We start from the raw sequence: 23,968 nt of genomic DNA, 5'->3' as shown, positions 1-23,968 counted from the left end.
GCTTGCTAGCAGCATCCTAACGAGAGGTTCCACAAGACTCCGCCGCAACAGCCTTGCAAAATCGCCAAAACCTTAAAGCCGTCAACCGATCCACATCTTACAGCTAAGCCTCAAGAGGAAGGTGAGAATTGTTAGGGAATCGCAATCTTAATGCGATCCTAGAATCTGCATATTCTAGGAAGGCAGCCGCGCTGACTTGGTATGACCCGGTGGAAAGAATCGAACTGAGCGGGCCAGTGCTGGGGAAATGGCTTTCGAAGGTCGCTGCCATGGTCACCATTGAGGCGGGAAACGGTAACGATTTCGGCCTGCCGGTGGTTCATCTTGCACTCCCGGTCCACTGGCGAATGATCGTGTGGGCCTGCGGCACCTGGCGAGCCGGCGGCACAGTGGAGCTAGGCACTCCCGCCAGCGACGCCGTCGGACTCTCAGTGGCCTCCGCCCCTGAACACCTCTTACCTAGCGCTGCAGCGCAGGTGCTGCTCCCCTTGCCGTCCCTGGCCCTGCGCTGGCCGGGAGAACTTCCCCCGCTGGTCCTAGATGGCGCCGCCGACCTCATGACCTACCCCGATCAGTTTCCTGCCGTAACCGCTCCCCCACAGGCCTCCGCCCTGGTCACTAACAGCCCGGAGTCGGCCACCTGGACTTGGCAAGAACTATTAGAGGCAGTACAAACCGCTCTTCCCACCGCCTCCCACACTCCCCTGCTGGTACATGAGTCCACGTCGCAAGCAGCACTGTTGGGTTGCCTGCGGGCCTGGGAAAGCGGACGCCGCGCAGTGCTGGTCTCGCCCGATGCCGATGAGGCAATCCTGGAGGTAGCCCGGAGACAGGAAGGCGCCACCCTGACTTAGGGAAGCTCCGCAGCAGATGCTCCGGCGCAGGCCCATCGGCCCGCGCCACCTGTGTTCAAGGCACATCCACCTGCAACAAGGTGCCCGCACCCTCGACCCGCAGGCCCTTCTCATCAGCACCCGCGAAGGCACCCTGGCCACGTTCTAAGCGCAGCGACCCTGCGGAGGTGGCCACCGTCATACTGCCCTCGACCACCAGCAGCAGACGAGCACCACCACCGGGCACCGGCAAAACACCATCCTCCGCAAGCAGCTGGGTCACCAGCAGTTCAAAGTCATCGACCGGCGCGTAATAGGCGCGAGTTGCCCGGGACAAGTACTCAGGGGCAGGCCGTACCGGTGGCGCAGCCACGTAATCCACACAGGAGAGCATGGTGGGCACATCCACATGCTTGCTGGTGAGGCCCGCCCGCAGCACATTGTCCGAGGAAGCCATGACCTCCGCGCCCAGGCCCGAGATATAAGCATGCACTGAGCCAGCCGGAATGAACAGCGCCTCCCCAGGCCGCAGGGTGACAGGGTTGAGGAGCAGCGCGGCGGCCACCCCCGGGTCCCCAGGAAAGTCACGGGCCATGGCCACAGCCGTCCGGTAAGCATGAGCCGAGGTGGCTGTGCCCTGCTCTAGGCGCCAACCCATCTCCTGCACGAGTTCCTTAAGCTCCGCAGCAGACGGACGGGTCTCAGCGGAGACCAGCTCAGTAAAAGCGCTGCGGATGCCATAGCGAGTGGGGTTGAGTCGCAGTGTGCGCCGCATGCGCCGCGCTACTGGAGCCTCCAGCCCTGCCAGCACCTCAGCCGCACGACGGGGTGCCCGGAAGCCCGCCACAGCCTCAAACTCGGTGAGGGCCAGCACCATCTCGGGCTTGTGGTTGGTGTCGCGGAAGCATCGCTGCGGCGAGTCAAGTGGAACGCCGGCAGAGTCCTCTGCGGCGTACCCTGCCGCAGCCTGCTCCAGGCTGGGGTGGACCTGCAGGGACAGTGATCGATCCGGGGCAATTAGCTTGAGCAGGAAGGGCAGATGCGGGCCGAAACGCTGGACCACGTCAGCTCCCAAAAACCGCTCGGGTCCACTCTCAATAAGTGCACTCAGCGTGCGCCCGTCGGCGAGCTGCGTGGGTCCAGCCGGATGGGTGCCAAACCAGAGCTCAGCCCAGGGCTGCCCATCTGGCTCCACGCGCAACAACTCTGGCAATGAGGAGCGCGAACCCCAGTCATAGCTCTGCCTGGCAGCTACAAGGCGCTCCACGGGTGACTGTCCTCCTCGGTCCTAGGTGAGGGACTGCACCCAGGTGATGGTCTTACGTTACAGGCACAATCACGTTGCGCGCCCCATGAGGCGCCGGAATAGGTCAGACTGTGCCTATGCGAGGCATCATCCTGGCCGGAGGCTCCGGCACGCGACTCAACCCGATCACCCTGGGCACTTCCAAGCAGTTGGTGCCGGTGTATGACAAGCCGATGATCTACTACCCGCTGAGCACCCTTATGCTCGCGGGCATTCAGGACGTGCTGGTCATCACCACCCCCCACGACGCCCCCAGCTTCCACCGTCTGCTGGGTGACGGCTCCCAGCTCGGGGTGAATCTGTCCTACACCGTGCAGGAGCATCCCAACGGTCTGGCACAGGCCTTCGTGCTGGGCGCAGACTTCATTGGCACTGAGTCCGCTGCTCTGGTGCTGGGCGACAATATCTTCTATGGCCCCGGTATGGGCACGCAGTTGCGTCGCCACACCACCCCCGACGGCGGCGTGGTCTTCGCCTACCAGGTTGCCGACCCCACCGCCTACGGCGTTGTGGAGTTTGACCAGAACTTTAAGGCCATCTCCATTGAAGAGAAGCCTGCAAAACCCAAGTCGGATTACGCAGTGCCGGGCCTGTACTTCTATGACAACGACGTCGTAACCATCGCCCGGGACCTCAAGCCCTCCGCTCGCGGCGAATACGAGATCACCGATGTCAACCGCACCTACCTGGAGGCTGGCCGACTGACCGTAGAGGTCTTGCCGCGCGGCACCGCCTGGCTAGACACCGGCACCTTTGACTCGCTAGCTGACGCCACCGGCTTTGTGCGCACCATCCAGCACCGCCAAGGTCTGAACATCGGATGCCCCGAAGAGATCGCCTGGCGCATGGGCTTTATTGACGACGACGGCTTGCGTCAGCGCGCCGAGCCTCTGGTCAAATCCGGTTACGGTCAGTATCTGCTAGACCTGCTGGCCCGTGAGCGGCGCTGAGGCGCTTCTAAGCAGCTAGGTGAAGTGCAGCCAGCCCGCCTCCGCGCCCGGAGCTGGTCTGCATCTCATCTAGCCGTCCACTTAAGATGACTGCGACATCCATGCGCCCCAAGGAGACCCATGCCGAACGCTGCCCCTAGGACCCTGGTGATCATGCCAGCGTGGAATGAGCAGGAGGTTATCGGCTCCACCATTCACGAGTTGCGCAAGGTGGTCCCTGCATACGACCTGCTGGTAGTCAACGACGGTTCCCGCGACGACACCGCCGCGGCAGCGCGTGCTGCTGGGGCATTCGTCCTGGATCTGCCATACAACCTTGGTGTGGGCGGCGCGATTCGCGCCGGCTACAAATATGCGCGTCGCTTCGGCTACGACCGCGCCATCCAAGTTGACGCTGACGGTCAGCATGACCCCCGCGATATCGACAAGGTATTGGCCGGGCTGGAGCACACCAATATTTCCATCGGGGCGCGCTTTGCTGAGGCTGGCAGCTACAGCGTGCGCGGCCCACGTCGCTGGGCAATGGTCCTGCTAGCCGCCATTGTTGGCCGGATTAGTCGCACCAAATTGACGGATATCACCTCTGGGTTTCGCGCTGCAGATCAACGAGCTATCGAGCAGTACTGCGAGTACTACCCCGCCGAGTACCTGGGTGACACCATCGACTCCCTGGTTATTGCCGTTCGCTCAGGCCTGACGGTGAGCCAGGTGGGGGTCTCCATGCGCCCCAGGCAGGCCGGCATGCCCTCAAACAACCCTTGGAAAGCAGCGGTTTACCTGCTGCGTTCTATGTTCGCCTTGTTCATCTCCCTCACTCGTCGCCCCGTTGCCTCCAGGCCTAGCCACGCCACGCTCAGCAGTGAGGAGACCTCTCCATGCTGAATCAAATGTTCTTCGTCGTCATTGCCCTAGCGATGATGGTTTTCATTCTGTCCTTCCTACGCTCCCGGAAATTGCGGGAAAAGTACGCAGCCTTGTGGATCGTGGTTGGAACCGCCGTGCTGATTCTCGCGCTCGTGCCGCATTTACTGGAGATGCTGACGCAGCTAGTCGGCATACAAGTGCCCTCGAACCTGCTGTTCTTGCTGGCGATTCTGCTGCTGCTGGGGGTTTCTCTGCATCTTTCCCTGGCGATCAGCCACCTAGAGGAGGAGACCCGGGTGTTGGCTGAAAACGTCGCTATTCTCAACTCAATCGTGGTGGCCAATAAACTAGATGCAACCGTTGGCACTGCAACTCAGGATCAGACTGCTTCCAAAACTGTGCCGCAAGAACCGAATACTTCCTCGGAGCCCGACCATGCTTGACATCATGCTGCCCTTCTGGGGGGAGCCACACTATCTCTATGAGACCGTACAAGCTGTGCTGGGCCAAACTGACCCACGCTGGCGCCTCACCGTGGTGGACGACTGTTACCCGGACCCAGAGGTCGCTAAGTATTTTGAGGCGCTCGAAGACGAGCGGATCACCTATGTGCGCAACGAGTCCAACCTAGGGATCACGCAGAACTATCAGAAATGCCTTTCTCTAGCGAGCGAGGAACACCTGGTCTTCCTTGGCTGCGACGATGTTCCACACCCGGGCTACGTGGCGCGGGTTCATAAGTTGCTTGAGCACTTTCCCCAGGCGACCATCATCCAGCCAGGGGTACAGATCATTGACTCGAATGGCTCGGTGGTGCGCCCCCTGGCCGACGTGGTTAAGGAACTGGTGGCGCCGTCCGCTCGTAGCCCCAGGTTGCTTGGTGGCGAGTCTTTGGCGGTCTCGTTGCTGCACGCTGACTGGCTTTATTGGCCGTCCTTGGTGTTCCGCCGTGAGGTTTTGGAGCGCACGCCTTTCAGGCCCGGTTTCCCCATCATCCAGGACCTGGCCCTGGTGCTGGATATCGTGATCGCCGGCGGCACCTTGCTGCGGGATCCCGAAGTCACTTTCAGCTACCGCCGCCACTCAGGTTCAGCGTCTTCAGTAGCTCTGTTTGATGGCCGACGCTTTTCCGGTGAGCAGGAGTATTTTGCGCTGGCGCAGAAGCTGGTGCGCAAGAACGGGTGGAAACGCGCGGCCCGGGCCGCCAAGCTGCACTCCACCTCGCGTCTGCACGCATTGACGCTTCTGCCGACGGCGCTGCGTATGCGTGACCGTCAGGCTTTGGGCACGCTCAGCCGCCACGCATTCAAACCCTGAGTTCGGCACCGCGCCGAACAAGCGGTGCTGACAGGGCTAAGCGCTGACTAATGGGCGCTGCGCCGCGCCGCAGGTCCCCCCACGGTTTGCGGCCCCTGACCCAGCGCATGGCGGCGCGCTCGATCCCGAACCAGCTCGCCGTCGCCATGATGAGCGTGCAGAAGCTGGCCACCACTAGCAACAGCCAGAAACCATGCTTATGCAGTCCCAGCAGGATCAAGAACTGCACCACGGGGAAGTGGAAGATATAGACGCCGTATGAGACGTCGTGGATCTTGGTGAATCCAGGGGACGGCAGCACGGCCCCGAGCCAGAGGAAGATATAAGCCATCAGCGGCGAGGCAAGCTGCTTGCCGAAATCGGGGAAGGTGTGAATCAGCAGGAAGCTCCCGATTGCGCAAAGCACAGAGAGCCACAGCCGCATCGGCAGGTACTCCCGGCACTGATAAATGAGGGCCCCACCCATGAAGTAGGGGAGCATGAAGAGCAGCAGTCCCAGGGACGAGTTGCTCTGGATGTATGGGTTGAGCCAGTCGATTCCCGCATGCGCAGCAAAACTAGCTAGGAACAGCAAGGCAGTGGGCCAGATGCGTGCCCGCAGGTAGCCCCAGGAGAGGAATACACCGATGATGATGTAGCACCAGAACTCGTAGTAGAGGCTCCAGAGGGACCCGTTCCAAGCCTGCCCGTAAGGAGTGCCTGACAGGGTGGTGCCGATGGAGTAGCTGGAGATCTGTAGAAGACTGTTTCCCCAGAGGTAGTTGAGCGGGGTCACTGGGGTGGTCAGGTAGCCGTCGAGGCTCCCGGTCTCAATCCAGTGCGCTGCGGGGCCAAAGCCAAAAGCGACCACTACCAATGCCAGCAGGTAGCCCGGATAGATACGGGCCACGCGGTTAATCAGGTACTTTCCTGCACTTGAGCGCTCACGGGCACCGGTGATCAGGTATCCGGAGATCGTGAAGAAGCCCACGACCGCCCAGCTGCCAATGTGTTGCCCCTCCCAGACGACTCCGTTCCCCACGCCAGCCAGGATGTGGGTGTGTGAGAACACCACGAGCAATGCGAGCACGAGCCGGAGCAGGTTCAACGCGTTGTCTCGCGACCCCAGATCGCGCGGCTTGAAAATACTTAGAGACGGCACAGGGCAGAGCATAGCCACTGCCTCACGGCCCCTTGAACAGTGGTCGCTGGGCGGAATCAGTGTCATGCCCCACCTCTGCCAGGCCTTGCAGCTGGTCATTGTTCCGGCCCGCGCTGTCTGCGGTAGCATGCGAGCCGCATACCTCGACCGGCTTTGGTTGCCTGGTGAGCCTTATCTTGTTTCCCTGCCCACTCCTAACGGCACTCAGTCGTAGGGCCGATCTGAAAGCGTCTCCAGCCTTGACCTTCCTTTGTCTTCGCAATGCTGCGAAGGTAATCGCGTCCACCCTGCTCGCTCTGGTCGCCACCACAGTTCTGGCTCCCAGGCTGGGACTAGGGCGCCTAGGACTGGTCTTCTGGGCTGGTGTGCTGACCCCACTGGTCCTGGGCGGTCTGCTGGCCCGGCGCCGATTGCAACCTGCTAGCAAGGTAGACGGAGCGGCTGGCTCTGACGCAGCAGCTAGAGGTGCCACTGCCGAAAAGCACCTGTGGAACCGTGTGGCAAGCTGGCCCTGGCTGACCATCAGCGCCATCTTGGCACCAATTCTCGTGGGCACCGCGGATCTGTTTCTGGTGACACAAAGCTATGGCGTTCTGCCTTTACCTTTTATGCGCAATGACATGGTCATGAACACCATTGAGGGGCTGACTATTCACCTCAACGGAGGCCAAGGCACCGGAGACGAGATCAAACCGGTCTTCCTCACCGCTGCGATCGAATCTATCTTTTATGGGCCCGGCACCGGCAACCCCTCACTTCGCACCATGCTCATGGGCAATGTGGTCGCATTAGGGGTCATTTGCGCCACCGCTAGCGGGCTACTCACCTGGACCACCAGCGCCCTTATGGGCGGAGTCAAGACACCAGCCCGGGCAGTAGGACTGATAATCATCGGCTGGATTCCATACTCCGGGGCTTTGCTAGGTATCGCTGCACGCAATGGCTATATGAATATCGCCGCGATATTCCTGGTCCTGGTGACGACCTGGGTGCTGTACCGCACCCTTGAGTGTGGGGAGTCGCTGCCCTGGTTGTCTCTGATGATCCTGGTCTGCCTGGCCACCTGGTCAGTCGCTGCACTTATTCCTGGGATGCTGCTGCTGGCACAGCTCATGCGCCGTCTGCGCGCCCTGCCTAACGCACCGCTAACCAGCAGAGAAGTCCTGTTGACCGGGGCATCTTGGGCACTCCTGCTGCTCTACTGCATCTTTGTGGTGCTGCCGTCCATTCAGACCAGCGGCGACTACCTGACATCTGGACCAGCCTTCACCCGAAACTTCGTTGACGGAAACATCCTCGCTGGCATCGTCGTATTGTTCCTGCTATTGGCATTTACTCTCCTAGCTCCGCACGCAAACCGGTTCGTTGCGGTGGGCTTGGGCGGAGTTGCCTTTGGCGGCTGGGCCGCGATCGCGATCTTGTTGTTCCTACGCGACGCCAATGACAAGCAATGGGGCTACTACCCAGTCAAGATGCTGTTCATTGCTTCTATTACCACCGCTGCACTGCTTGCCTCCGAGGCTCTGAGCGCAGGCGCACGAAGTTCTCACGGTTTAGCGGCGAAGCAGAGCCGCTGGTTTCGGGCGCGTCAGGGCCTGACCGTAGCCTTGGCTGCCGCAGTTCTTGTGGGCGTCGTTCTGGAACCGGCGAACTCTGGCGCTTTGCGCCCTGCACTGGCACCGCTACACAAGATTGAGCGCTGGGATGTCACCCCAGAGAATCTGGACCGCCTGGCCTACCAAGAGTTGATCGAGGTCTATGACGCCAATCCCGGCGGGACTCAAGTCTTTATCCGCCAGTCTGAAAGCTTCGAGACCGACGCTGACCGCAACCGCTTCCTGATTCAATTCTCCGCACCCACCAGCCACAATGTGCGTAAGCACGCATACGCCAAGATTGACGCCCGCTACTACGAGCGTCTGCTATGCCCTTTGCTTGCCGACTGGCAGAAGGAGGCTACGGTCATCACCTCAAAGGCACATCTGGCCCAGGTCTCTCAGGAGGTGCAGGACTGCCAGCCCAAACACCAGGTCAATGTGATCGCTCTAGGTGACTGACTAGGAACCTTGCTTCCACGCCATCCCAGTGTGGAGGGCAGCCGGCCAAATGCCCTGGTAGCATCAGGTCCCATGGGCAAGAGCGTTGTCGTTACAGGAGCCGGTGGCTATATCGGCCGTCACGTTGTCTCAGCCCTCTTGGGCCGTGGGCTGGAGGTCAAGGCCCTAGATGTGCACTTGGAAGGCGTTGACAAACGCGCTGAGCGGCTGGATCTAGCCCTGTTCAGCGGAGATCCAGACATCTACGCACAGATGGGCCGTCCTGACGCTGTCATCCACCTGGCCTGGCGCGACGGATTCAAGCACAGTTCTTCCGCACATCTGGACGACCTCCCCAAGCACTATCACCTAGTGAATAACCTCTACGCAGGCGGTCTCAAGCAGCTGGCGGTGATGGGCTCCATGCACGAAGTCGGCTACTGGGAAGGTGCCATAGATGAGCATTCACCCTGTGCCCCGGCCTCACTGTACGGCATCTCCAAGAATGCTCTACGGGAGATTACTCGTTTGGCCGCTCAGGCTAATGACGCAGTGTTCCAGTGGATCAGGGCTTATTACATCGTCGGCGACGATAAGTTCGGCAGCTCAGTCTTTTCTAAGCTCCTGGCTGCGGCCCAGGAGGGCAAGCAGACCTTCCCCTTCACCTCAGGCAAGAACCGATACGACTTCATTTCTGTGGACCGCCTGGCAGCCCAGATCGCCGCGATCGTAGACCAGGACGCAGTCACCGGTGTGATCAACGCCTGCACGGGCGAGCCTATGAGCCTGGCAGAGCGCGTAGAGACCTACATCAAAGATAATCATCTCGACATCCGGCTCGAGTACGGGGCCTTCCCAGACCGCCCTTACGACTCCCCTGGGGTGTGGGGAGATCCAACTAAGATCCGCGCCATCATGGCTGCCGACCGTCTGAGCGACTAAACCGCAGTCTTGCTTCCCCGTGCCAGAGGCTGCCTTAGCAGCGCCATATCTTTACCGTGATCATCCCCAGACAAGACCCGAAGTAAACGCGCTGTCAGCGTCGTCCTTTGCGCGTATACCAAATACCAGTCAGGAAAGCGAACACCAGTGCAGCCATCGTTAAGGCGTACCCCATGCAGGCACCCATGAGCCCGCCAGCAGGCACCAGGAGCGCCATAGCCCCAGTAGACACTAAAGCGCAGACGACGTAGCCGATGAACACCAGCCGCTGGAGGCGCATAGTGGTCAGGGCGTAGTAGAGGATCACCGAGGCGGCATTCAGGGCACCACCTGCCACCAGCACCATGAGTTCAGGCACAAAGGCGGACACGTCTTTGCCAAAGACAGCCCCCAGCAGGGGGGCACCAATCAAATAGGTAACCACCGCCACCACCACGGAGGCCAGCCCAACCGTCAACAGCCCACGCCGGATGATCGCCTTGAAAGCTGTGAGGTCGCCACTGGTCCAGCGCTGCGCCATCGTGGTGAGCAGTGGCCGGAAAACCATCAGGGAGACCAGGTTGACCACCATCGCTGGCATGAACAAGATCAAGAAATAACCTTGCTGGGCCTCACCCAGGTACAGATCAATGGCGTACTTAGGGGCGTTAGCCAAATAGGTGGCAATAAAAGAGCCCAGGAAGAGTGGCAGGCAGTCGATTAACAGCCGCTTCATTTGACTCCGGGACCACTGCGGCCGCCAAGGCAGCACTCCACGCATAGCGGGGATGTAAAGCGCCAGAGTGGTCACAGCGGCAGTGAGCAGACCCGCAACCGCCCCGAGCCACAAGGAATGGCCTAGCGCGAGACCAGCGCAGAAAGCAACGGTGGTAAGCAGCATGCGCCAGAAGCAGGCGCGCGCCCCCACATGCAGCAGCCCTACCCGCTGGAACTCTGTGTAGATAACGTCCTCAAATGCTTCAAAGCATTTAAGCGAGGCGATGAGCACCACCACCAAGGCGCTACCCCTGGCGCTGGGTGAAGCCAGGACCGCCCCGAAGATGCCCAACAGCATGAGGGCGACCGTCAAGTATCGGGTGGACAGGTACACCCCGAAGGGCAGTCCATCGCGTAGGTCAGTAGCCTGGTAAGTGCGTACTTCGTAGGCCCCTAGGGTCTGGAACTGCTGGCCCATGGCTAGAGCCAGGGAGAACACGCCGGCAGCTTCCAAGGTGCCCATTCGGGCCACCGCCATGCCCATGATGACGGTGGCTGCCGCGTTCATCAGGGAGGAGGCCGTATTCCAGAGGTAGTCGCGTTTCAGGGAGGCCCTACGCGTCTCAGAAGCCATCTGCTCTAGGCCTCAGGCTGTGGGTCTAGGTAGGGGCCGAGCTGAACCTCTACGGGCTTGTGGTTTCGGCGCTGTTCCAGCGGCGGTAGCTCCATGTAGTCCCCGTAGGTGCGGCGCATCATGGCGTCGTAAGCGGGAGCGACCTGCACGGTGATGTTCTCAAAAGGCATATCCAGCGGGGGCTGAATCTCCTCTAAATCCACCGCCCAGTTCTCCGGGTCCCGCATGGAGAAGTCGGTGAAGCGCCCAGTGGGCTCCTGGTTGTGCCGGGTGGCCGCACGTTCCCACAGCTTTTGAAGCCGCCGGGGAGTGACCCGGGCGAGCCGCATCCCCCAGTAGGCCAAGGACGTGGCGGTGTAGATAGCCCAGCGCTTAGGGCCATGGGTGTTGATGAGCATCGGGGTGGGGGTGCCCGTGAGGAACAGTAGGCGGCCCCACAGCCAGGTGGCTCGGCTCTGGGAACGGAAGGCGGCCGGGTCTTTAGGCACCGTATCCAAAGGCAGAAGGTCCATGCTCACCGGCATGCGGTACTTGGCGTTGCGGGCAAACTCCGGAATCAGGAGGGTGTCAACCAGGCCGAGCTTGGTGAACATATAGGGGTATTCAGGCAGGGAGCGGGTGTTGTCAAAACGGTAGGAGCTTCCCATCACCGCGGGCGCCTCCCGCAGGAAGCGCTCGTAGTCCTCCCGGGTCATGAGCACGTCCACGTCGTCGTCCCAGGGAATGAATCCCTGATGTCGAATAGCGCCAATCATGGTGCCGCCGTAAACCGAGTAGGGGATGCCCAGCTGGCGGCAGGCGGCATCAAAGTCGCCCAGCATCTTGAGTAGCAGCTTGTGGATCTGCGCCAGCAGCTCTGGGTCATGCACAGCATCAGACGCCATTAGGGCACCCTCCTAGAGGTAAATGGGTTGGGTACGGGAACCAAAGGTGCCGCTGGCCCAGCAGGTCGCACGGCGTCGCCAATAAGGGTCATTCTGGCACAGGCTGTGCAGCCGACCTCAGGCCTGGCGGAACTGACGGCCGAGGCCCAGATCACGCCAATTGGGGGTGGCTGCCAGCACTGTGCCCACCAGGAGCACCACGCAGCCGCCCACCTGCAAGATCGTGGGAACACTGCCCTGAAGCAGGAAGGCGAACACCACCGCCCAAGCCGAGTAGGAGATATTCAAAGCCATGCCACGTGAGGCCCCAATTGTGCCCAGAGCCTTGTAGTAGAACAAGTATGAGGTTGAGCCTGCCAGGGCGGCCAACACTATGACGCCGGTGGCTGGGGTTAGGGCTGCTTGGAAGCTGAAGCCTAGGACCCCGGTCAAGGGGGCCACCACCACCAGATAAGCGAGCGCGGAGGTGGTCTGACGTATGTGCAGGGCCGTCTCATTGTCCACGGCGTCATCCCGCATGCCCCAGGTGAGCACCACGGCTTCAGAGCCCCAGCCCACCACGCAGGCCAGTGCTCCCGCGATACCCAGCCAGGCGTTGCCGTGGGTGGCATCGTTGGAGGAAGACCAGCCAATGGCGATTATGGCGCCCAGGGCCACCAGCAGCGCCACCACTTGGTGAGGACGCAGGCGTTCCTTGAGGAACACAAAGGCCAGGAAGGTGCCTACGGCTGGGTAGAAGGTGGAGATGATGGCGGTGTAGGCCGGGCCAATATTGTTGATGGCCACCAGATAGCCACTCATGCCCACTGGCCCGCCCAGCAGTGCCCCTAAGACCACCACTTTGCCACTGCGGGTGCGCAGGGCAGCCAGGCTGTGGGAGAGGCGCCCGCGCAGACCCATATAGGCCAAGAGGATCAGGGCACTAGCTAGGTCGTGCACCAGGGCGCTGGCCAGCGGTGCCTCAGAGGCTCCTAGGAAGGGGGCCAGGGCCACGGCCATGGCCAAAATGACGGTGTCAAGGCCCCAGGTGGCGCCGGAAAGGATGCCGTACCTCATGCCTGGACCTCCGTCTTGGAAGCGTTATCAGCCAAGTCCTGCGCCCGCTCGTAGCGGGTAAGTAGCTCGTCTAGGCCACCGGTGGCGTGCCGGTAGTAGACCAGCAGCCATTCGCCGACGTCGTCGCCCTCACGCTCTTTGAGCAAAGACCACACATACCAGCACCAGCCGGCAAAGATGACGTAGGCCCGGTAGTGGCGTTCTTCCACCGGAGTGGCTGGGCGTCCCAGGTAGGCGCGCAGGGCTCGCTCGGACAGTTCCTCGTTGAGTTCGGCACAGACCACCATGGTGCCGTAGTCACTGGCTTCATCAGACATGCCAGCGTATTCCCAGTCGATCAGGTCCAGCTTGCCGGTGGGGTCTACCAGGAAATTAAGTGGGAAAAAGTCGTTGTGGCTGGGTACGAGCGCCAGTCCGTCTGCGTCTGCTAGTTCCTTGAGCCGCAGCACCTTGGTCCGTAGCTCCTCATAGCCGGGTACGTCGATGGGGCCGTGCCCCTTAAGCAGGGATTCGTACCGCAGTCCCTCAGTCACAAAGTCGAAGCTCCGGGACAACTGCCTACCAGATTGGTGAACCTGGCGGCACATGCGCATGGCGTCCTCCAGTTCCTGGGCGTTGTTGGGGTCCAGGTTGCGGGCCTCGGGGATGAAGCGGGAGATCTTCCAGCCTTTGGTGGGATCACCGACGACGAAGGTGGAGTCCACTCCCAGTTCCGAGGCCAGCCCTAGGGCCTCAAACTCGGCCTGGCGGTCCACAATCTGTTCGGTGCCAGCCCCCGGGTGGCGGTAGACATACTCCTGGTCACCCACTGCGAAGTGGCAGGAGAGGTTGGTGATGCCCTGCTTGAGTGGGTAGAAGGCGGTGATCTCTTCCGGGGAGCAGCCCAGCGCCGTGGAGATATTGTCGAAGACCTCAGAATCCAGGTTCTCCAGGAAGTGGGGGTCGAAGGCTCGCAGTTCATCTAGGGAGTCAAACTCGTTTATGACCCCGTCAGGGTACTTGCGGATGACCATGTCGAGTTCTTTGATGTGGTCCAGGTAGATGGCTTCCCACAGTTTGGGAGCGGTCTGCGGCTGGTGATAGACGCGTTCCAGGATCTCGCGGAACTTGGTGGAGAAGGCGTGGTCGAAGTAGACGTGGCCGAGCATGGTCCAGGCGTCTGCCCCGCCTACGGTGGCGCCGGTGATCCGCCCGCCAGCGCCGGTGGTCAGGCACCACTCCTCGGTGGGGCCGGAGGCGTACTGGGCCGAGTAGTAGGCCTTGTACACGTGCGACTCGAAGGGGTTGACGGTGAAGTAGTCGTCTGAGGAGCACACGTAGGTGTTGCCCAGCTGCTCGCGCACCAGCCACAGGGAGCCGTTGTTGTTGCGTGAGGCGTACTCCCGGTTGACCACGAGCTTTGCCCCGTAGCGTTCGGCGAGCTGGAAGAAGTACTCCTTCTTGTAGCCGACGACGATGGTGACGTCGGTTATGCCCGCCTCCTGGAGCTGGCGCAGCTGGCGCTCCATCAGGACCTCGCCGCGCACCTTGAGGGTGCCTTTGGGGCGCTCGTAGGATATGGGGGCGAAGCGGCTGGACATACCCGCGGCCATGATGACGGCGTTCTCCACGCGGTAGGGCTCCAGGGCGGCCCGGCCTGCCGGGGTCAGCTGCCGGTCCCTGACGAGCCCGGTGGCCTCCAGCGCCCGCACCGTGGTGTTGACGGCTCCCAGGCTCATGCCGGTGGACTGGGCCAGCTGGCGCTGGGTGAGGGCGGCCTGGGTGCGGTGGAGCGCGTGCAGGACGTCGAACTGGCCTTGGCTCAGGTCATTGGGCAAGGAGAACCTCACGTTCAGGTGCGGCAGAGTCATCAGCATGTTCGAATATAGACCATGAACCAACATCCATGAACACCAGGTGGGTCATACCCCTGCGGAGCGCTCCCGGCTAGAATCACGGCGTTCCCCTGCGCCCGCGCACGGGCGCTAGCAGCAACCACCTGAGGACCAGCCAATGACCATGACCCCCAAGCCCCTGAGGATCGAGACCACGCCCATCCCTGGCTTCCTGCGTATCGACCTGACTGTCCACGGGGACAACCGGGGCTGGTTCAAGGAGAACTGGCAGCGCGAGAAGATGCTGGCGCTCGGCCTGCCGGACTTCGGGCCGGTCCAGAACAACATCTCCTTCAACGACGAGGTGGGCGTGACCCGCGGCATCCACGCCGAGCCCTGGGACAAGTTCGTCTCCGTGGCCACCGGCCGTGTGTTCGGCGCCTGGGTGGACCTGCGTGAGGGCCCTACCTTCGGTACGGTCTACACCTGTGAGATCGACCCCTCAGTAGCCGTGTACGTGCCCAAGGGCGTGGGCAACGCCTACCAGACCCTGGAGCCCAACACTGCCTACACCTACCTGGTGAACGACCACTGGTCCCCCGAGGCCCGGTATACCTTCCTGAACCTGGCTGACGAGACGGTGGCCGTGCCCTGGCCCATCCCCCTGGAGCAGGCGATCCTCTCTGACAAGGACAAGGCCCACCCGCGCCTGGAGCAGGTCACGCCCTTCCCCGCCCTGCCCGCCCGGGGACGCCGCGTGCTGGTCACGGGGGCCAAGGGCCAGCTGGGCCGCGAGCTGATGCGCCAGCTGCCCGCCGCCGGGTTCACGGCCACCGGCGTGGACCTGCCCGACTTCGACATCTCCGACCCCGCCACCGTGCAGGCGGTTGACTGGTCTGCCTACGACGTCGTGGTCAACGCGGCTGGCTGGACCGACGTCGACGGGGCGCAGAGCGCAGCCGGACGTAGCCAGGCATGGCAGGCCAACGCCACCGGCCCGGCCCACCTGGCCCGCGCCGCCAGCAGGCACGGCCTGACCCTGGTGCACGTCTCCAGCGAGTACGTCTTTGACGGCAGCGCCGAGACCCATCTGGAGGACGAGGCCCCCAGCCCGCTGGGTGTCTACGGGCAGTCGAAGGCCGGGGGCGACGCCGCTGCCACCGCCTGCCCCACGCACTACCTGGTGCGTACCAGCTGGGTCGTGGGCGAGGGCCGCAACTTCGTGCGGACCATGGCCGAGCTGGCCCGGCGGGGCACCAAGCCGCAGGTAGTCTGCGACCAGGTTGGGCGCCTGACCTTCACCAAGGACCTGGCTGCAGGCATCATCCACCTGCTGTCCACGCAGGCCCCCTACGGCACCTACAACCTCTCTGGCACGGGCCCGGCCGCCTCCTGGTACGAGGTTGCCAGGCTGGTCTACCAGCTCACCGGGCACAACCCGCAGGACGTCTCCCCTGTAACCACCGCGGAGTACTACGCAGGCCATGAGGGTATCTCCCCCCGCCCAGCCCACAGCACCCTGGACCTGAGCAAGCTGACGGCCACGGGCTTCACCCCCGAGAGCTGGACCGAGGGCCTGGAGCGGTACCTGGGCGAGTAGCAGGTCTGAAGACCTGCTGGCTGGCCCGAGGAGAAGATTCTTGGCATCCCCGGCCCGCCAGCCCAGCCACTGCACCGGGCGGCACCTCAGCCCCGGGCCAGTGCCTCCTGGTAGGCGGCAACGTGTGCCCGGGCTGAAGCACGCCAGCTGAACTGCTCGGAGCTGGCCCGTTCCTGGGCGGCACGCCTCAGCTCGGCCCTCCGGCCAGCGTCCACGTGCAGCTCCACCAGTGCCCGGCTGATAGAGGCCGCGTCCAGCCCGCAGTAGGCCACAGCCTGGCCTCCCACCTCCGGCAGGCTGGTCTCGCGCGTGGTCAGCACTGCCGCGCCGCAGGCCATGGCCTCCAGCACCGGCAGCCCGAAGCCCTCGGCGATAGAGGGGTAGGCCAGCACCTCGGAGCCGGACAGGAAGCCCGGAAGGTCCTCCAGCGGCAGGTAGCCCGGACGCAGAACGGTCATGTGCTTGGGCACGGCCGCGAGTGCTGGCTCCGCCTCCTGGTCCCACCCCTTGCCGCCTGCCAGCACCAGGGCCGGGGCCTGGGGGTCGTCATGGAAGGCCTGCACCCAGGCCCGCACCAGGTTGGGCACGTTCTTGCGTGGCTCCAGGGTGCCCAGGAAACCGATGTAGCTACGTTCTGCCAGTCCCAGCGCCCTGCGCACCCGCTCGCGCTCGGCGTCGTCCACCGGGTGGAAGACCTGCTGGTCCACCCCGTGGTAGGCGACGTGGAACCTGGATGCCTCACCCCCCACGTACTTCATGGTCTCGTCCCGGGTGGCGGCAGAAGGCACCACCAGGGCGTCCGCCCCGGCCACCGCCCGGCGGATCGCCGTGGTGAAGAAACGCTGTTTCAGACGCCCATGAGCCTGCGGGTGAGAGAAGAAGGTAGCGTCGTGCAGGGTCACCACCACCGGCACCTTGTGCAGGGAAGGAAAGGTGTAGTGCGGGCAGTGCAGCACGTCCGGCTGCAGACGCCGCACCAACGCCGGTAGCCCGACCTGCTCCCAGGCCAGGCGGGCAGCCCGGTTCTCCAGGACCGGTGGGACCGGGAACAGATGCGCGCGCGGCACCTTGGCCGAGAAGTGGGCCACGTCCCGCTCCTGCACCGCGAGCGCCAGGTTCACGCCCTCCTTAATGAGCTCAGGGACCAGGTCGTCCACGTAGCGGCCCACACCGCCCAGGTTCGCAGGGATGGCGGTGGCGTCAAGGAGTACCTTCATGCCCGCAGACTAGCCTCCCGACCCCCGCTCCGGGCCGATAAGCGGACTGCTGAGACCGTAACCTGGGTCCATGAGCAAGACCGCACCACTCCCTGACCGCTCCCCAAAGGTCGCCCTGGTGATCGAGCAGCTCTGGCAGCCGGTCCCGGGTGGCTCCGGCACCTACATCGTGGAGCTGGCGCAGGCGCTGCACGCCCAAGGTGCCCGGCTGGCGGGACTGGCCGCCAGGCACCAGCCCTCCCCCACCACCGTCGACCTGGGCCTGCCCCGGCTGCCGGTCAGGTACTCGCTCCTGCCCCGCACGGCCCTGTACGAGTCCTGGAACTGGCTCGGGCTGCCTAGGGCGGAGTCGGTGGTACCTGGTGCCCAGGTAGTGCACGCCACCACCTGGGCCGTGCCGGGGACCCGACTGCCCCTGGCCGTGACCGTGCACGACCTGGCCTTCCTGCGCTCCCCGGAGCACTTCACCCGTCGCGGCAACACCTACTTCAAGCGTTCCCTGGAGCGGACCCGCCAAGAGGCCCGGGTGGTTATCACCCCCTCCCGTGCCACTGCTGACGACTGCGTGCGGGAGGGCATCCCCGCCAGCCGCATCGAGGTGATCCCCCACGGTGTGCGTACCCTACCCGTCGAGGAGGCGGCAGTAGCCCGCTTCCGCGCCGCCCACGGCCTGCAGCGCGAGTACGTCCTGTGGACCGGCACCCGCGAGCCACGCAAGAACCTGCCGACGCTGCTGCGGGCATTTTCTCTGCTGTCCCCCCAGCACCCTGACCTGGACCTGGTGCTGGTGGGACCGCAGGGCTGGGGCAGCGACGCGCAGGAGCAGGAGCTGCTCAGGGAGCTGCCCGGGCGGGTGCACGTGCTGGGCCGTCTACCCCAGGAGGAGCTGGCCGCGGCGTACCGGGGAGCTCGCGTCTTCGCCTTCCCCTCGCTCTGGGAGGGCTTCGGACTGCCGGTGCTGGAGGCCATGGCCTACGGCACCCCGGTGGTCACGAGCGCAGGCACCTGCCTGGAAGAGGTCTGCGGGGAGGCAGGCCTGCTGGCTGCGCCGCAGGACCCTGCCGCCCTGGCCACCCAGCTGGATCGGGCCGCCGGGGCGGAGCATGACGCGCTGGCCCAGGCCGGGCTGGTGCGCGCGCAGGGCTTCACCTGGCAGGCCTCGGCAGCCGCCCACCTGGAGGTGTATCGCTCCTTGGCGGCGGGAGAGCGCCGGTGAGCGCCTTACAGGTGGAGGCCGCAGCGGGCGGGACGGCCCCTGATCGGCCCTCCGTGCGGGTGGTGGTCGTGAACTGGCGGCAGGCTGGGCTGACCATCCGGGCCTGCGAGTCCCTGCGGACGCAGCTGCGCCCCACCGATCGGCTGCTGGTGGTGGACAACGCCTCTGGGGACGGCTCTGCACAACGCCTGCGGCAGGCTGGGCTGGAGGTGGTCCAGTCCGGGCGGAACCTGGGTTTCGGAGCGGGGGTGAACCTCGGGGCGGCAGGGCTGGAGGAGGAGGTGCTGGTCCTGCTCAACAACGACGCCGTAGCCGCGCCTGGCTTCCTGGACGCCCTGACCTCTCCCCTGGTGGCGGCGGGGGCCCCGGACCTGGCGGCCACAACCGCCCTGATCCTGCTGGCTGGCCGGTGGCGTCCCGCCCACGGCGACGAGTCCGCCTTGACGGGCCTGGACGGACGCCGTTGGCACCGGGTCGGGCAGGCTGCTGAGTCCCGCGGGGAGGGGCTGGTGCTGATCAACTCCACCGGGAACCTGGTGGACGGCACCGGTAACGGTTATGACCGGGACTGGCTGAGCCGCGCCGACCGGCTCAGCGCCCCCCGGGAGGTGTTCGGGCTGTGCGGTGGGGCCTGTGCGATCCGTGCCGCCGTCTGGAAGAAGCTGGGTGGCTTCCGGGAGGACCTGTTCATGTACTACGAGGACACCGAGCTGTCCTGGCGCATCCGGGAGGCAGGCTGGCGGGTGGAGTTCGTGGAGTCCGCTGTGGTGCACCATGAGCACGCAGCCTCCTCAGGCCCCCAGTCCCCCATGTTCCTGCGGGTCAACACTCGCAACCGGCTCCTGGTCGCGGCGGTCCACGGCCCGCGCAGCCACTTCTGGCGCGGTCTGGCGCGCACCGTGCTGCGGGCGGCCCGCCACGGCTGCCGCGGCCCGGTGGCCCAGGGCCTGGGGCAGGCGGTGCGGGAGCTGCTGCGCCAGTCTGCGGCAGCTTCCCGGGACGGGCACCGATCACTGCAAGAATAGGTGCGGTAGACGGCCGCATCGCCGAGCGAAGGAGCCCCAGCATGACCGCACGCGTAACCATAGTCACCCGCACCCGCGACCGTGAGGTCCTACTAGCCCGCTCCTTGGCTTCGGTGCGGGAGCAGAGCCTGACGGACTATGAGCTGGTCGTCGTGAACGACGCCGGGGACCCGCAGGTGGTAGAGCGGCTGGTGGCAGAGCAGCCGGAGGTCTTCCGGGCCCGGATCAAGGTGGTCCACAACCTGCGCTCAGCAGGCAGGGAGGCCGCCCTGGAGTCTGGTCTGGCGGTCTCCCACGGCGAGTTCTTCGCCATCCACGACGACGACGACACCTGGGCCCCGGCCTTCCTGGAGCGTTGCGTCGCCACGCTGGACGCCCACCCGGAGTACGGGGCGGTGGCCACCCGCTGCGTGGTGGTCCACGAGCACCTGGAGGACGGCGTCCTGGTGGAAGACTCCCGGGAGGTGCTGGCGGCCACCACGCACAGCTGGTCCTTGCTGGACACGCTGGTGGCCAACTACGTCCCCCCGATCTCCCAGCTGGTGCGCCGGGACCTGGCTGATGAGATCGGACACTGGGACGGGACCCTGCAGACGCAGGCCGACTGGGACTTCAACATCCGGCTGCTCACTCGCACGGCAGCTGGCTTCCTGGCGGAGGAGCCGCTCGCCTTCTGGCACCAGCGGCCCCCGCAGGGCGGGACCTTGGGCAACTCCGTCGTGGATGACGCCCGGCAGCACCTGGTTGACAACACGACCATCCGGGACCGCTACGCCCGGCAGGAGGCAGCTGAGGGCGGTGTGGGCCACCTGCTAGTCTCAGCCGCCTACTTCCAGCGCCTGCACGACGAGCTGCAGCACCTGGCGGGGGACCTGGGACGCCTGGAGCAGCGGGTCAACAGCGTGGACGCCGCCGTCCACGCCCAGAACCCGGTCCTGGAGGCCCACACCCGGAGCATCGCGACCATTGAGCACGGCACCTTGGGCCTGAGCGAATCAGTCCGGAGCCTTCACGACTACCTGGGGAAGCTGCTGGAGTCCCTGCTGGCCGTGCACCAGGGCCTGGGTCAGAACCTGCAGAGCACTCAGGAGATCCACGACCAGCTGCGCTCTACGCCGGGGGCACTGATTGGCGGCCAGGTGCGCAAGGTAGCCAGGAAGGTGGACACCGTTACCGGGCTGCGTGCCCGCCTGCACCGCCGCCTGCGCTGAGCGGCTGGCTGGCCCGGGCCAGCGCATGGCTCACAGGGAGAGGTCTTCCACGGTGACCGGCTTGGCGGCCCGCACCGGCACCGCCACCATCTGCTGAGGCGGTTCCAGGTTGCCGAACTGGGCGTCCAGGGCCAGCACCCCCCCGGACTCCATGCGGGGCCCGGGAGCGATGTCAAAAGCAGTGGCACGCTGCAAGGCGTCGATAACGCTGGTCAAGTGGGGCGGCTGGATAGAGCCGGATATGACGTAGGTGTTGGGCCGCAGCATGAGGCTGGGAATACGCACGTCCACCGAGCCCTTCCCCGGGCCGATCTCCTCCGGCTGGAAGCCAGCGTCCAGCCCGTGCAGGCCCCAGACGAACATCCCGTCCCGGGTGTCGATAGAGGCGCCGAACACCGGGCGCTTGACCACCTGGTCCGCCTGGTAGTGCAGGCGGATAGTGGCCTGGTCGCCGGTGGACAGGCGCTTGGCTGGCAGCCCGTCAGGACCGAGGATCTCAATGCGCTCGATACGCGCCTCCCCAGAGCCGAAGCGGGTACCACCCTCCCGGAGCTCCTGGGCCCCGTGGGCCACGTCGGAGTACTTGTCGACAAGCGGTGCCGCTGGTCCTACGTCCTGCAGCACCCCGTGGTCCAGCCAGGCGGCCTCGTCACAGAAGGTGCGCATCTGCTCCAGCCCGTGGGACACGACCACCACGGTGCGGCCCTGCTCCCGGAAGTCCGCGAACTTGCCCATGCAGCGCTCCTGGAACTCCATGTCCCCGACCGCCAGGACCTCGTCGACTAGCAGGATCTCCGGCTCCACGTGGATAGACACGGAGAAGCCCAGACGCACGTACATGCCTGAGGAATAGTTCTTGACGGGCTGGTCGATGAACTCGGCCACACCGGAGAAGTCCACGATGTCATCGAACTTGGAGTCGATCTCCTTGCGGGACATCCCAAGAATCGCGCCGTTGAGATAGATGTTCTCCCGGCCAGACAGCTCCGGGTGGAAGCCGGAGCCTACCTCTAGCATGGCTGCCATGCGGCCGTGGGCCGTAATGCTGCCCCGGTCTGGGGTGAGGATCTTGGCGATGCACTTCAGCAGCGTGGACTTGCCGGAGCCGTTGTGCCCGAGCAGCCCGAAGGTCTTGCCCTCCGGGATCTCCAGCGACACGTCCCGCAGGGCCCAGAAGTCCTCATGGGTGCCACGCCCACGCTGCAAGAAGGCGCCCTTGAGGGACTGGTTACGGTTCTTGTAGATGCGGAAACGCTTAGAGACCTCATCCACCTGGATGGCGGTTGCTGGCACGTTCCTCAGAGCTCCTCAACGATCCGGGCGCTGTGGCGGTGGAAGAAGACCGTCCCAGCCGCAAACACCCCTAGGCTCCAGCAGATGCAGGCCGCCCAGACCCCTGCTGAGGGCACAGCGAAGTCGTACAGGCAGGAGCGGAAGGCTTCCAGGAAGGTCTCAGCAGGGTTGAGCCGGAATATCGTGGTGATCGGAATAGGCTGGCCGTTAATGGTCCACCCCTTCTCCGCCAGGTCGTTCTGGACGCTGTCCAGCATGGCTAGGGAGAAGACGACCCCGGAGGCGTACATCCAGACCTGGTTGAAGATCTGCCACAGGTGGCTTATGTCCCGGAAGTAGACCGTAGCGATGGACAGGATGAGCGCCATCCCGGTGGAGAACAGCGCCGCCAGGGCGGTGACGACCAGCAGCACCGGTACCATCAGCAGCACCTGCGGCCCACCCACCAAGCCGCAGATGACCACCAGGACGAGCAGCTCGAAGGCGAAGTCCACCAACAGCGCCAGCACAGCGGAGTAGACCAGCACCTGCCGGGGAAAGTACACCTTCATGAGCAGCCCGGCGTTGCCGACCAGGGCGTTCATGCCGCTCATGATAGCGCCGGACAAGAAGCTCCAGCACAGCACCCCGATGCCGATCCACAGGGCGAAGGAGTTAATTCCCGAGTTCCGTCCCGGCTGCACACCTCCCCGGAACACCACCCCGAAGATCAGGGCGAACACGGCGACCGTGGCCAGGGGGTTGATGAAGGACCAGACCCGTCCCAGCGTGGTCCCCTTGAACTCTGAGGAGACAGAGCGCTGGGTCAGCCTCAGGGTCAGGTCCAGGACCCGTTTGCGGTCCTCAGCCGCAGCCTTGTCACTGGCCATAGCCGTCCTCCAGCTCCTTGTCGATCCAGTCACACAGGCGGCTGAGGCCCTCAGTGACACTGACCTGCGGCTCCCACCCTAGGCCGGTGCGGGCGGCGGTGGTGTCAGCCCAGGCCGCACGCACGTCCCCGTCACGGAACTGGCCAGTCACGTGAGGCTCTGGGGCGCCGTAGCGCTGGGCGATCACCTGGGCGATGTCCATGATGGTGGTGCGCTCCCCCAGGCCGATGTCGTAGGGGGCGGTCTGCGGCCCAGGATGCAACGCACCTGCCACGACGGCGGCAGCGACGTCGTCGATGAACACGAAGTCCCGGATGATCTGGCCGTCCTCGTACACGGGAATGGACTTGCCTTGCTTGGCCAGGCGCACGAACAGGGAGACGATGCCGGTGTAGGGGTTGATCAGCGACTGTCCAGGACCGTAGACGTTCTGCAGGCGGAAGAGCACCGGGGTGACCCCGAAGGAGCCGCACCAGGAGGCCACTAGGTTCTCCTGGCAGAACTTGGTGGCGGCGTAGACGTTGGCAGGGTTGGCCTGGACCTGGCTGGACTGCTGGGCGGTGGGGGTAAGGCCGGGGAAGTCCCACTGGCCCGCCTCCAGCATGGCGTGCGTGCGCTGGCCCGGGTAGCTGGTCCGCCCTTGGGCGTCCACCCACATACCCTCGCCGTAGGTGGCGCGGGAGGAGGTCAGGACGATCCGCTCCGGCAGGGCCTCGTGACGTACCAGGGCGTCCAGCATCTGGGTGGTGCCGACGACGTTGACCTGCGCGTGGCGGGTGGCCTCCGTCAGGGACTGGCCGGTGCCGGTCTCGGCGGCCAGGTGGATGACGACGTCGGGGCGCACGGCGGCAAGCAGCCGGTCCCAGTCGGCCGCGCGGGTCACGTCGGTCACCTGCATCTGCACGCGCGCATCCAGTGCTGCGGGACGCTCCTGGGTGGCGTGCACCTGCGGGTGCAGGTTGTCCACGGCCACAACCTGGTCGAAGGTCTCTGCCAAGCCCTTGGAGATCGCGCAGCCAATGAAGCCGGCTCCGCCGGTCACCAGGCAGGTGCGTGTCATCAGA

General features: G+C 64.4%; 21 protein-coding genes. 11 read left to right on the top strand and 10 right to left on the bottom strand.

Going from position 1 to position 23,968, the window contains the following annotated elements; all coding sequences use genetic code 11:
* Positions 1-128 precede the first annotated feature (128 nt).
* Positions 129-854: a TIGR03089 family protein gene (locus DR039_RS04825; protein WP_267489822.1), complete on the top strand. Its 726-nt coding sequence runs from the start codon at positions 129-131 to the stop codon at positions 852-854.
* A 55-nt stretch (positions 855-909) separates the two neighbouring features.
* Here DR039_RS04825 and manA read toward each other — a convergent pair whose 3' ends face one another.
* Complete coding sequence (gene manA / locus DR039_RS04820; RefSeq protein WP_111836264.1) at positions 910-2,100, bottom strand: mannose-6-phosphate isomerase, class I; 1,191 nt, start codon at positions 2,098-2,100, stop codon at positions 910-912.
* Positions 2,101-2,216: 116 nt separating this feature from the next.
* On the opposite strand from manA, the gene rfbA reads away from it, so the two are divergent.
* From rfbA to DR039_RS04800, 4 genes are all read left to right on the top strand, one after another.
* On the top strand, positions 2,217-3,089 hold the full coding sequence (rfbA, locus tag DR039_RS04815) for a glucose-1-phosphate thymidylyltransferase RfbA (RefSeq protein WP_111836263.1): 873 nt from the start codon (positions 2,217-2,219) through the stop codon (positions 3,087-3,089).
* 120 nt (positions 3,090-3,209) lie between these two features.
* Positions 3,210-3,971 carry a glycosyltransferase family 2 protein gene (locus DR039_RS04810; protein ID WP_111836262.1) on the top strand — a complete coding sequence of 254 codons (762 nt, stop codon included), beginning with the start codon at positions 3,210-3,212 and terminating at the stop codon, positions 3,969-3,971.
* A complete protein-coding gene (locus DR039_RS04805; RefSeq protein WP_111836261.1) occupies positions 3,965-4,396 on the top strand; it encodes a DUF2304 domain-containing protein in 432 nt (143 codons plus the stop codon). The genes DR039_RS04810 and DR039_RS04805 overlap by 7 nt, the downstream gene beginning before the upstream one ends.
* Positions 4,389-5,270: a glycosyltransferase family 2 protein gene (locus tag DR039_RS04800; RefSeq protein ID WP_111836260.1), complete on the top strand. Its 882-nt coding sequence runs from the start codon at positions 4,389-4,391 to the stop codon at positions 5,268-5,270. The genes DR039_RS04805 and DR039_RS04800 overlap by 8 nt, the downstream gene beginning before the upstream one ends.
* Here DR039_RS04800 and DR039_RS04795 read toward each other — a convergent pair.
* Positions 5,260-6,411 (bottom strand): acyltransferase family protein, encoded by a 1,152-nt coding sequence (locus DR039_RS04795; protein ID WP_229116808.1) that lies wholly within the window; start codon positions 6,409-6,411, stop codon positions 5,260-5,262. The genes DR039_RS04800 and DR039_RS04795 overlap by 11 nt on opposite strands.
* Positions 6,412-6,650: 239 nt before the next feature.
* Here DR039_RS04795 and DR039_RS04790 point away from each other — a divergent pair, with 239 nt between their 5' ends.
* Together DR039_RS04790 and DR039_RS04785 are read left to right on the top strand one after the other, a co-directional pair.
* Positions 6,651-8,468 carry a hypothetical protein gene (locus DR039_RS04790; RefSeq protein WP_111836258.1) on the top strand — a complete coding sequence of 606 codons (1,818 nt, stop codon included), beginning with the start codon at positions 6,651-6,653 and terminating at the stop codon, positions 8,466-8,468.
* Between the two features lie 72 nt (positions 8,469-8,540).
* Positions 8,541-9,389: an NAD-dependent epimerase/dehydratase family protein gene (locus tag DR039_RS04785; protein ID WP_111836257.1), complete on the top strand. Its 849-nt coding sequence runs from the start codon at positions 8,541-8,543 to the stop codon at positions 9,387-9,389.
* A gap of 94 nt (positions 9,390-9,483) precedes the next feature.
* On the opposite strand, the gene DR039_RS04780 is transcribed toward DR039_RS04785, so the two are convergent.
* The 4 genes from DR039_RS04780 to DR039_RS04765 form a co-directional block, all read right to left on the bottom strand.
* The gene (locus DR039_RS04780) at positions 9,484-10,719 is read right to left on the bottom strand and encodes a lipopolysaccharide biosynthesis protein (protein WP_111836256.1); all 1,236 of its coding nucleotides are present in this window, start codon (positions 10,717-10,719) and stop codon (positions 9,484-9,486) included.
* A 5-nt stretch (positions 10,720-10,724) separates the two neighbouring features.
* On the bottom strand, positions 10,725-11,603 hold the full coding sequence (locus tag DR039_RS04775) for a LicD family protein (protein ID WP_111836255.1): 879 nt from the start codon (positions 11,601-11,603) through the stop codon (positions 10,725-10,727).
* A 117-nt stretch (positions 11,604-11,720) separates the two neighbouring features.
* A complete protein-coding gene (locus tag DR039_RS04770) occupies positions 11,721-12,659 on the bottom strand; it encodes a DMT family transporter (protein WP_111836254.1) in 939 nt (312 codons plus the stop codon).
* Entirely contained in the window at positions 12,656-14,515 is a 1,860-nt protein-coding gene (locus DR039_RS04765) for a phosphotransferase (protein ID WP_407641273.1), read from the bottom strand. The genes DR039_RS04770 and DR039_RS04765 overlap by 4 nt, the downstream gene beginning before the upstream one ends.
* 136 nt (positions 14,516-14,651) lie before the next feature.
* Here DR039_RS04765 and DR039_RS04760 point away from each other — a divergent pair, with 136 nt between their 5' ends.
* Positions 14,652-16,073 (top strand): sugar nucleotide-binding protein, encoded by a 1,422-nt coding sequence (locus tag DR039_RS04760; RefSeq protein ID WP_111836253.1) that lies wholly within the window; start codon positions 14,652-14,654, stop codon positions 16,071-16,073.
* Between the two features lie 86 nt (positions 16,074-16,159).
* Here the strand turns inward: DR039_RS04760 and DR039_RS04755 are convergent, their stop codons facing one another.
* Positions 16,160-17,290, bottom strand: coding sequence for a glycosyltransferase family 4 protein (locus DR039_RS04755; protein WP_111836252.1), 1,131 nt, complete (start codon positions 17,288-17,290; stop codon positions 16,160-16,162).
* Between the two features lie 70 nt (positions 17,291-17,360).
* Here DR039_RS04755 and DR039_RS04750 point away from each other — a divergent pair, with 70 nt between their 5' ends.
* Genes DR039_RS04750 through DR039_RS04740 form a run of 3 tightly spaced genes read left to right on the top strand, consistent with a single transcriptional unit; the run spans position 17,361 to position 20,742 of the window.
* The gene (locus DR039_RS04750) at positions 17,361-18,506 is read left to right on the top strand and encodes a glycosyltransferase family 4 protein (RefSeq protein WP_111836251.1); all 1,146 of its coding nucleotides are present in this window, start codon (positions 17,361-17,363) and stop codon (positions 18,504-18,506) included.
* Positions 18,503-19,531 carry a glycosyltransferase family 2 protein gene (locus tag DR039_RS04745; protein ID WP_229116807.1) on the top strand — a complete coding sequence of 343 codons (1,029 nt, stop codon included), beginning with the start codon at positions 18,503-18,505 and terminating at the stop codon, positions 19,529-19,531. The genes DR039_RS04750 and DR039_RS04745 overlap by 4 nt, the downstream gene beginning before the upstream one ends.
* A gap of 41 nt (positions 19,532-19,572) precedes the next feature.
* Entirely contained in the window at positions 19,573-20,742 is a 1,170-nt protein-coding gene (locus DR039_RS04740; RefSeq protein WP_111836250.1) for a glycosyltransferase family 2 protein, read from the top strand.
* 30 nt (positions 20,743-20,772) lie between these two features.
* Here DR039_RS04740 and DR039_RS04735 read toward each other — a convergent pair whose 3' ends face one another.
* From DR039_RS04735 to DR039_RS04725, 3 genes are read right to left on the bottom strand one after another with little or no spacing between them, the layout of a single operon-like run.
* Positions 20,773-22,035: an ABC transporter ATP-binding protein gene (locus DR039_RS04735; RefSeq protein WP_229116806.1), complete on the bottom strand. Its 1,263-nt coding sequence runs from the start codon at positions 22,033-22,035 to the stop codon at positions 20,773-20,775.
* A 5-nt stretch (positions 22,036-22,040) separates the two neighbouring features.
* On the bottom strand, positions 22,041-22,904 hold the full coding sequence (locus DR039_RS04730; protein WP_111836249.1) for an ABC transporter permease: 864 nt from the start codon (positions 22,902-22,904) through the stop codon (positions 22,041-22,043).
* Positions 22,894-23,964 carry an NAD-dependent epimerase/dehydratase family protein gene (locus tag DR039_RS04725; RefSeq protein ID WP_111836248.1) on the bottom strand — a complete coding sequence of 357 codons (1,071 nt, stop codon included), beginning with the start codon at positions 23,962-23,964 and terminating at the stop codon, positions 22,894-22,896. The genes DR039_RS04730 and DR039_RS04725 overlap by 11 nt, the downstream gene beginning before the upstream one ends.
* Positions 23,965-23,968: the final 4 nt, after the last annotated feature.

The organism is Actinomyces bovis (assembly GCF_900444995.1).
Classification (GTDB): domain Bacteria; phylum Actinomycetota; class Actinomycetes; order Actinomycetales; family Actinomycetaceae; genus Actinomyces; species Actinomyces bovis.
This window is presented reverse-complemented; position numbering and strand designations above follow the sequence as displayed.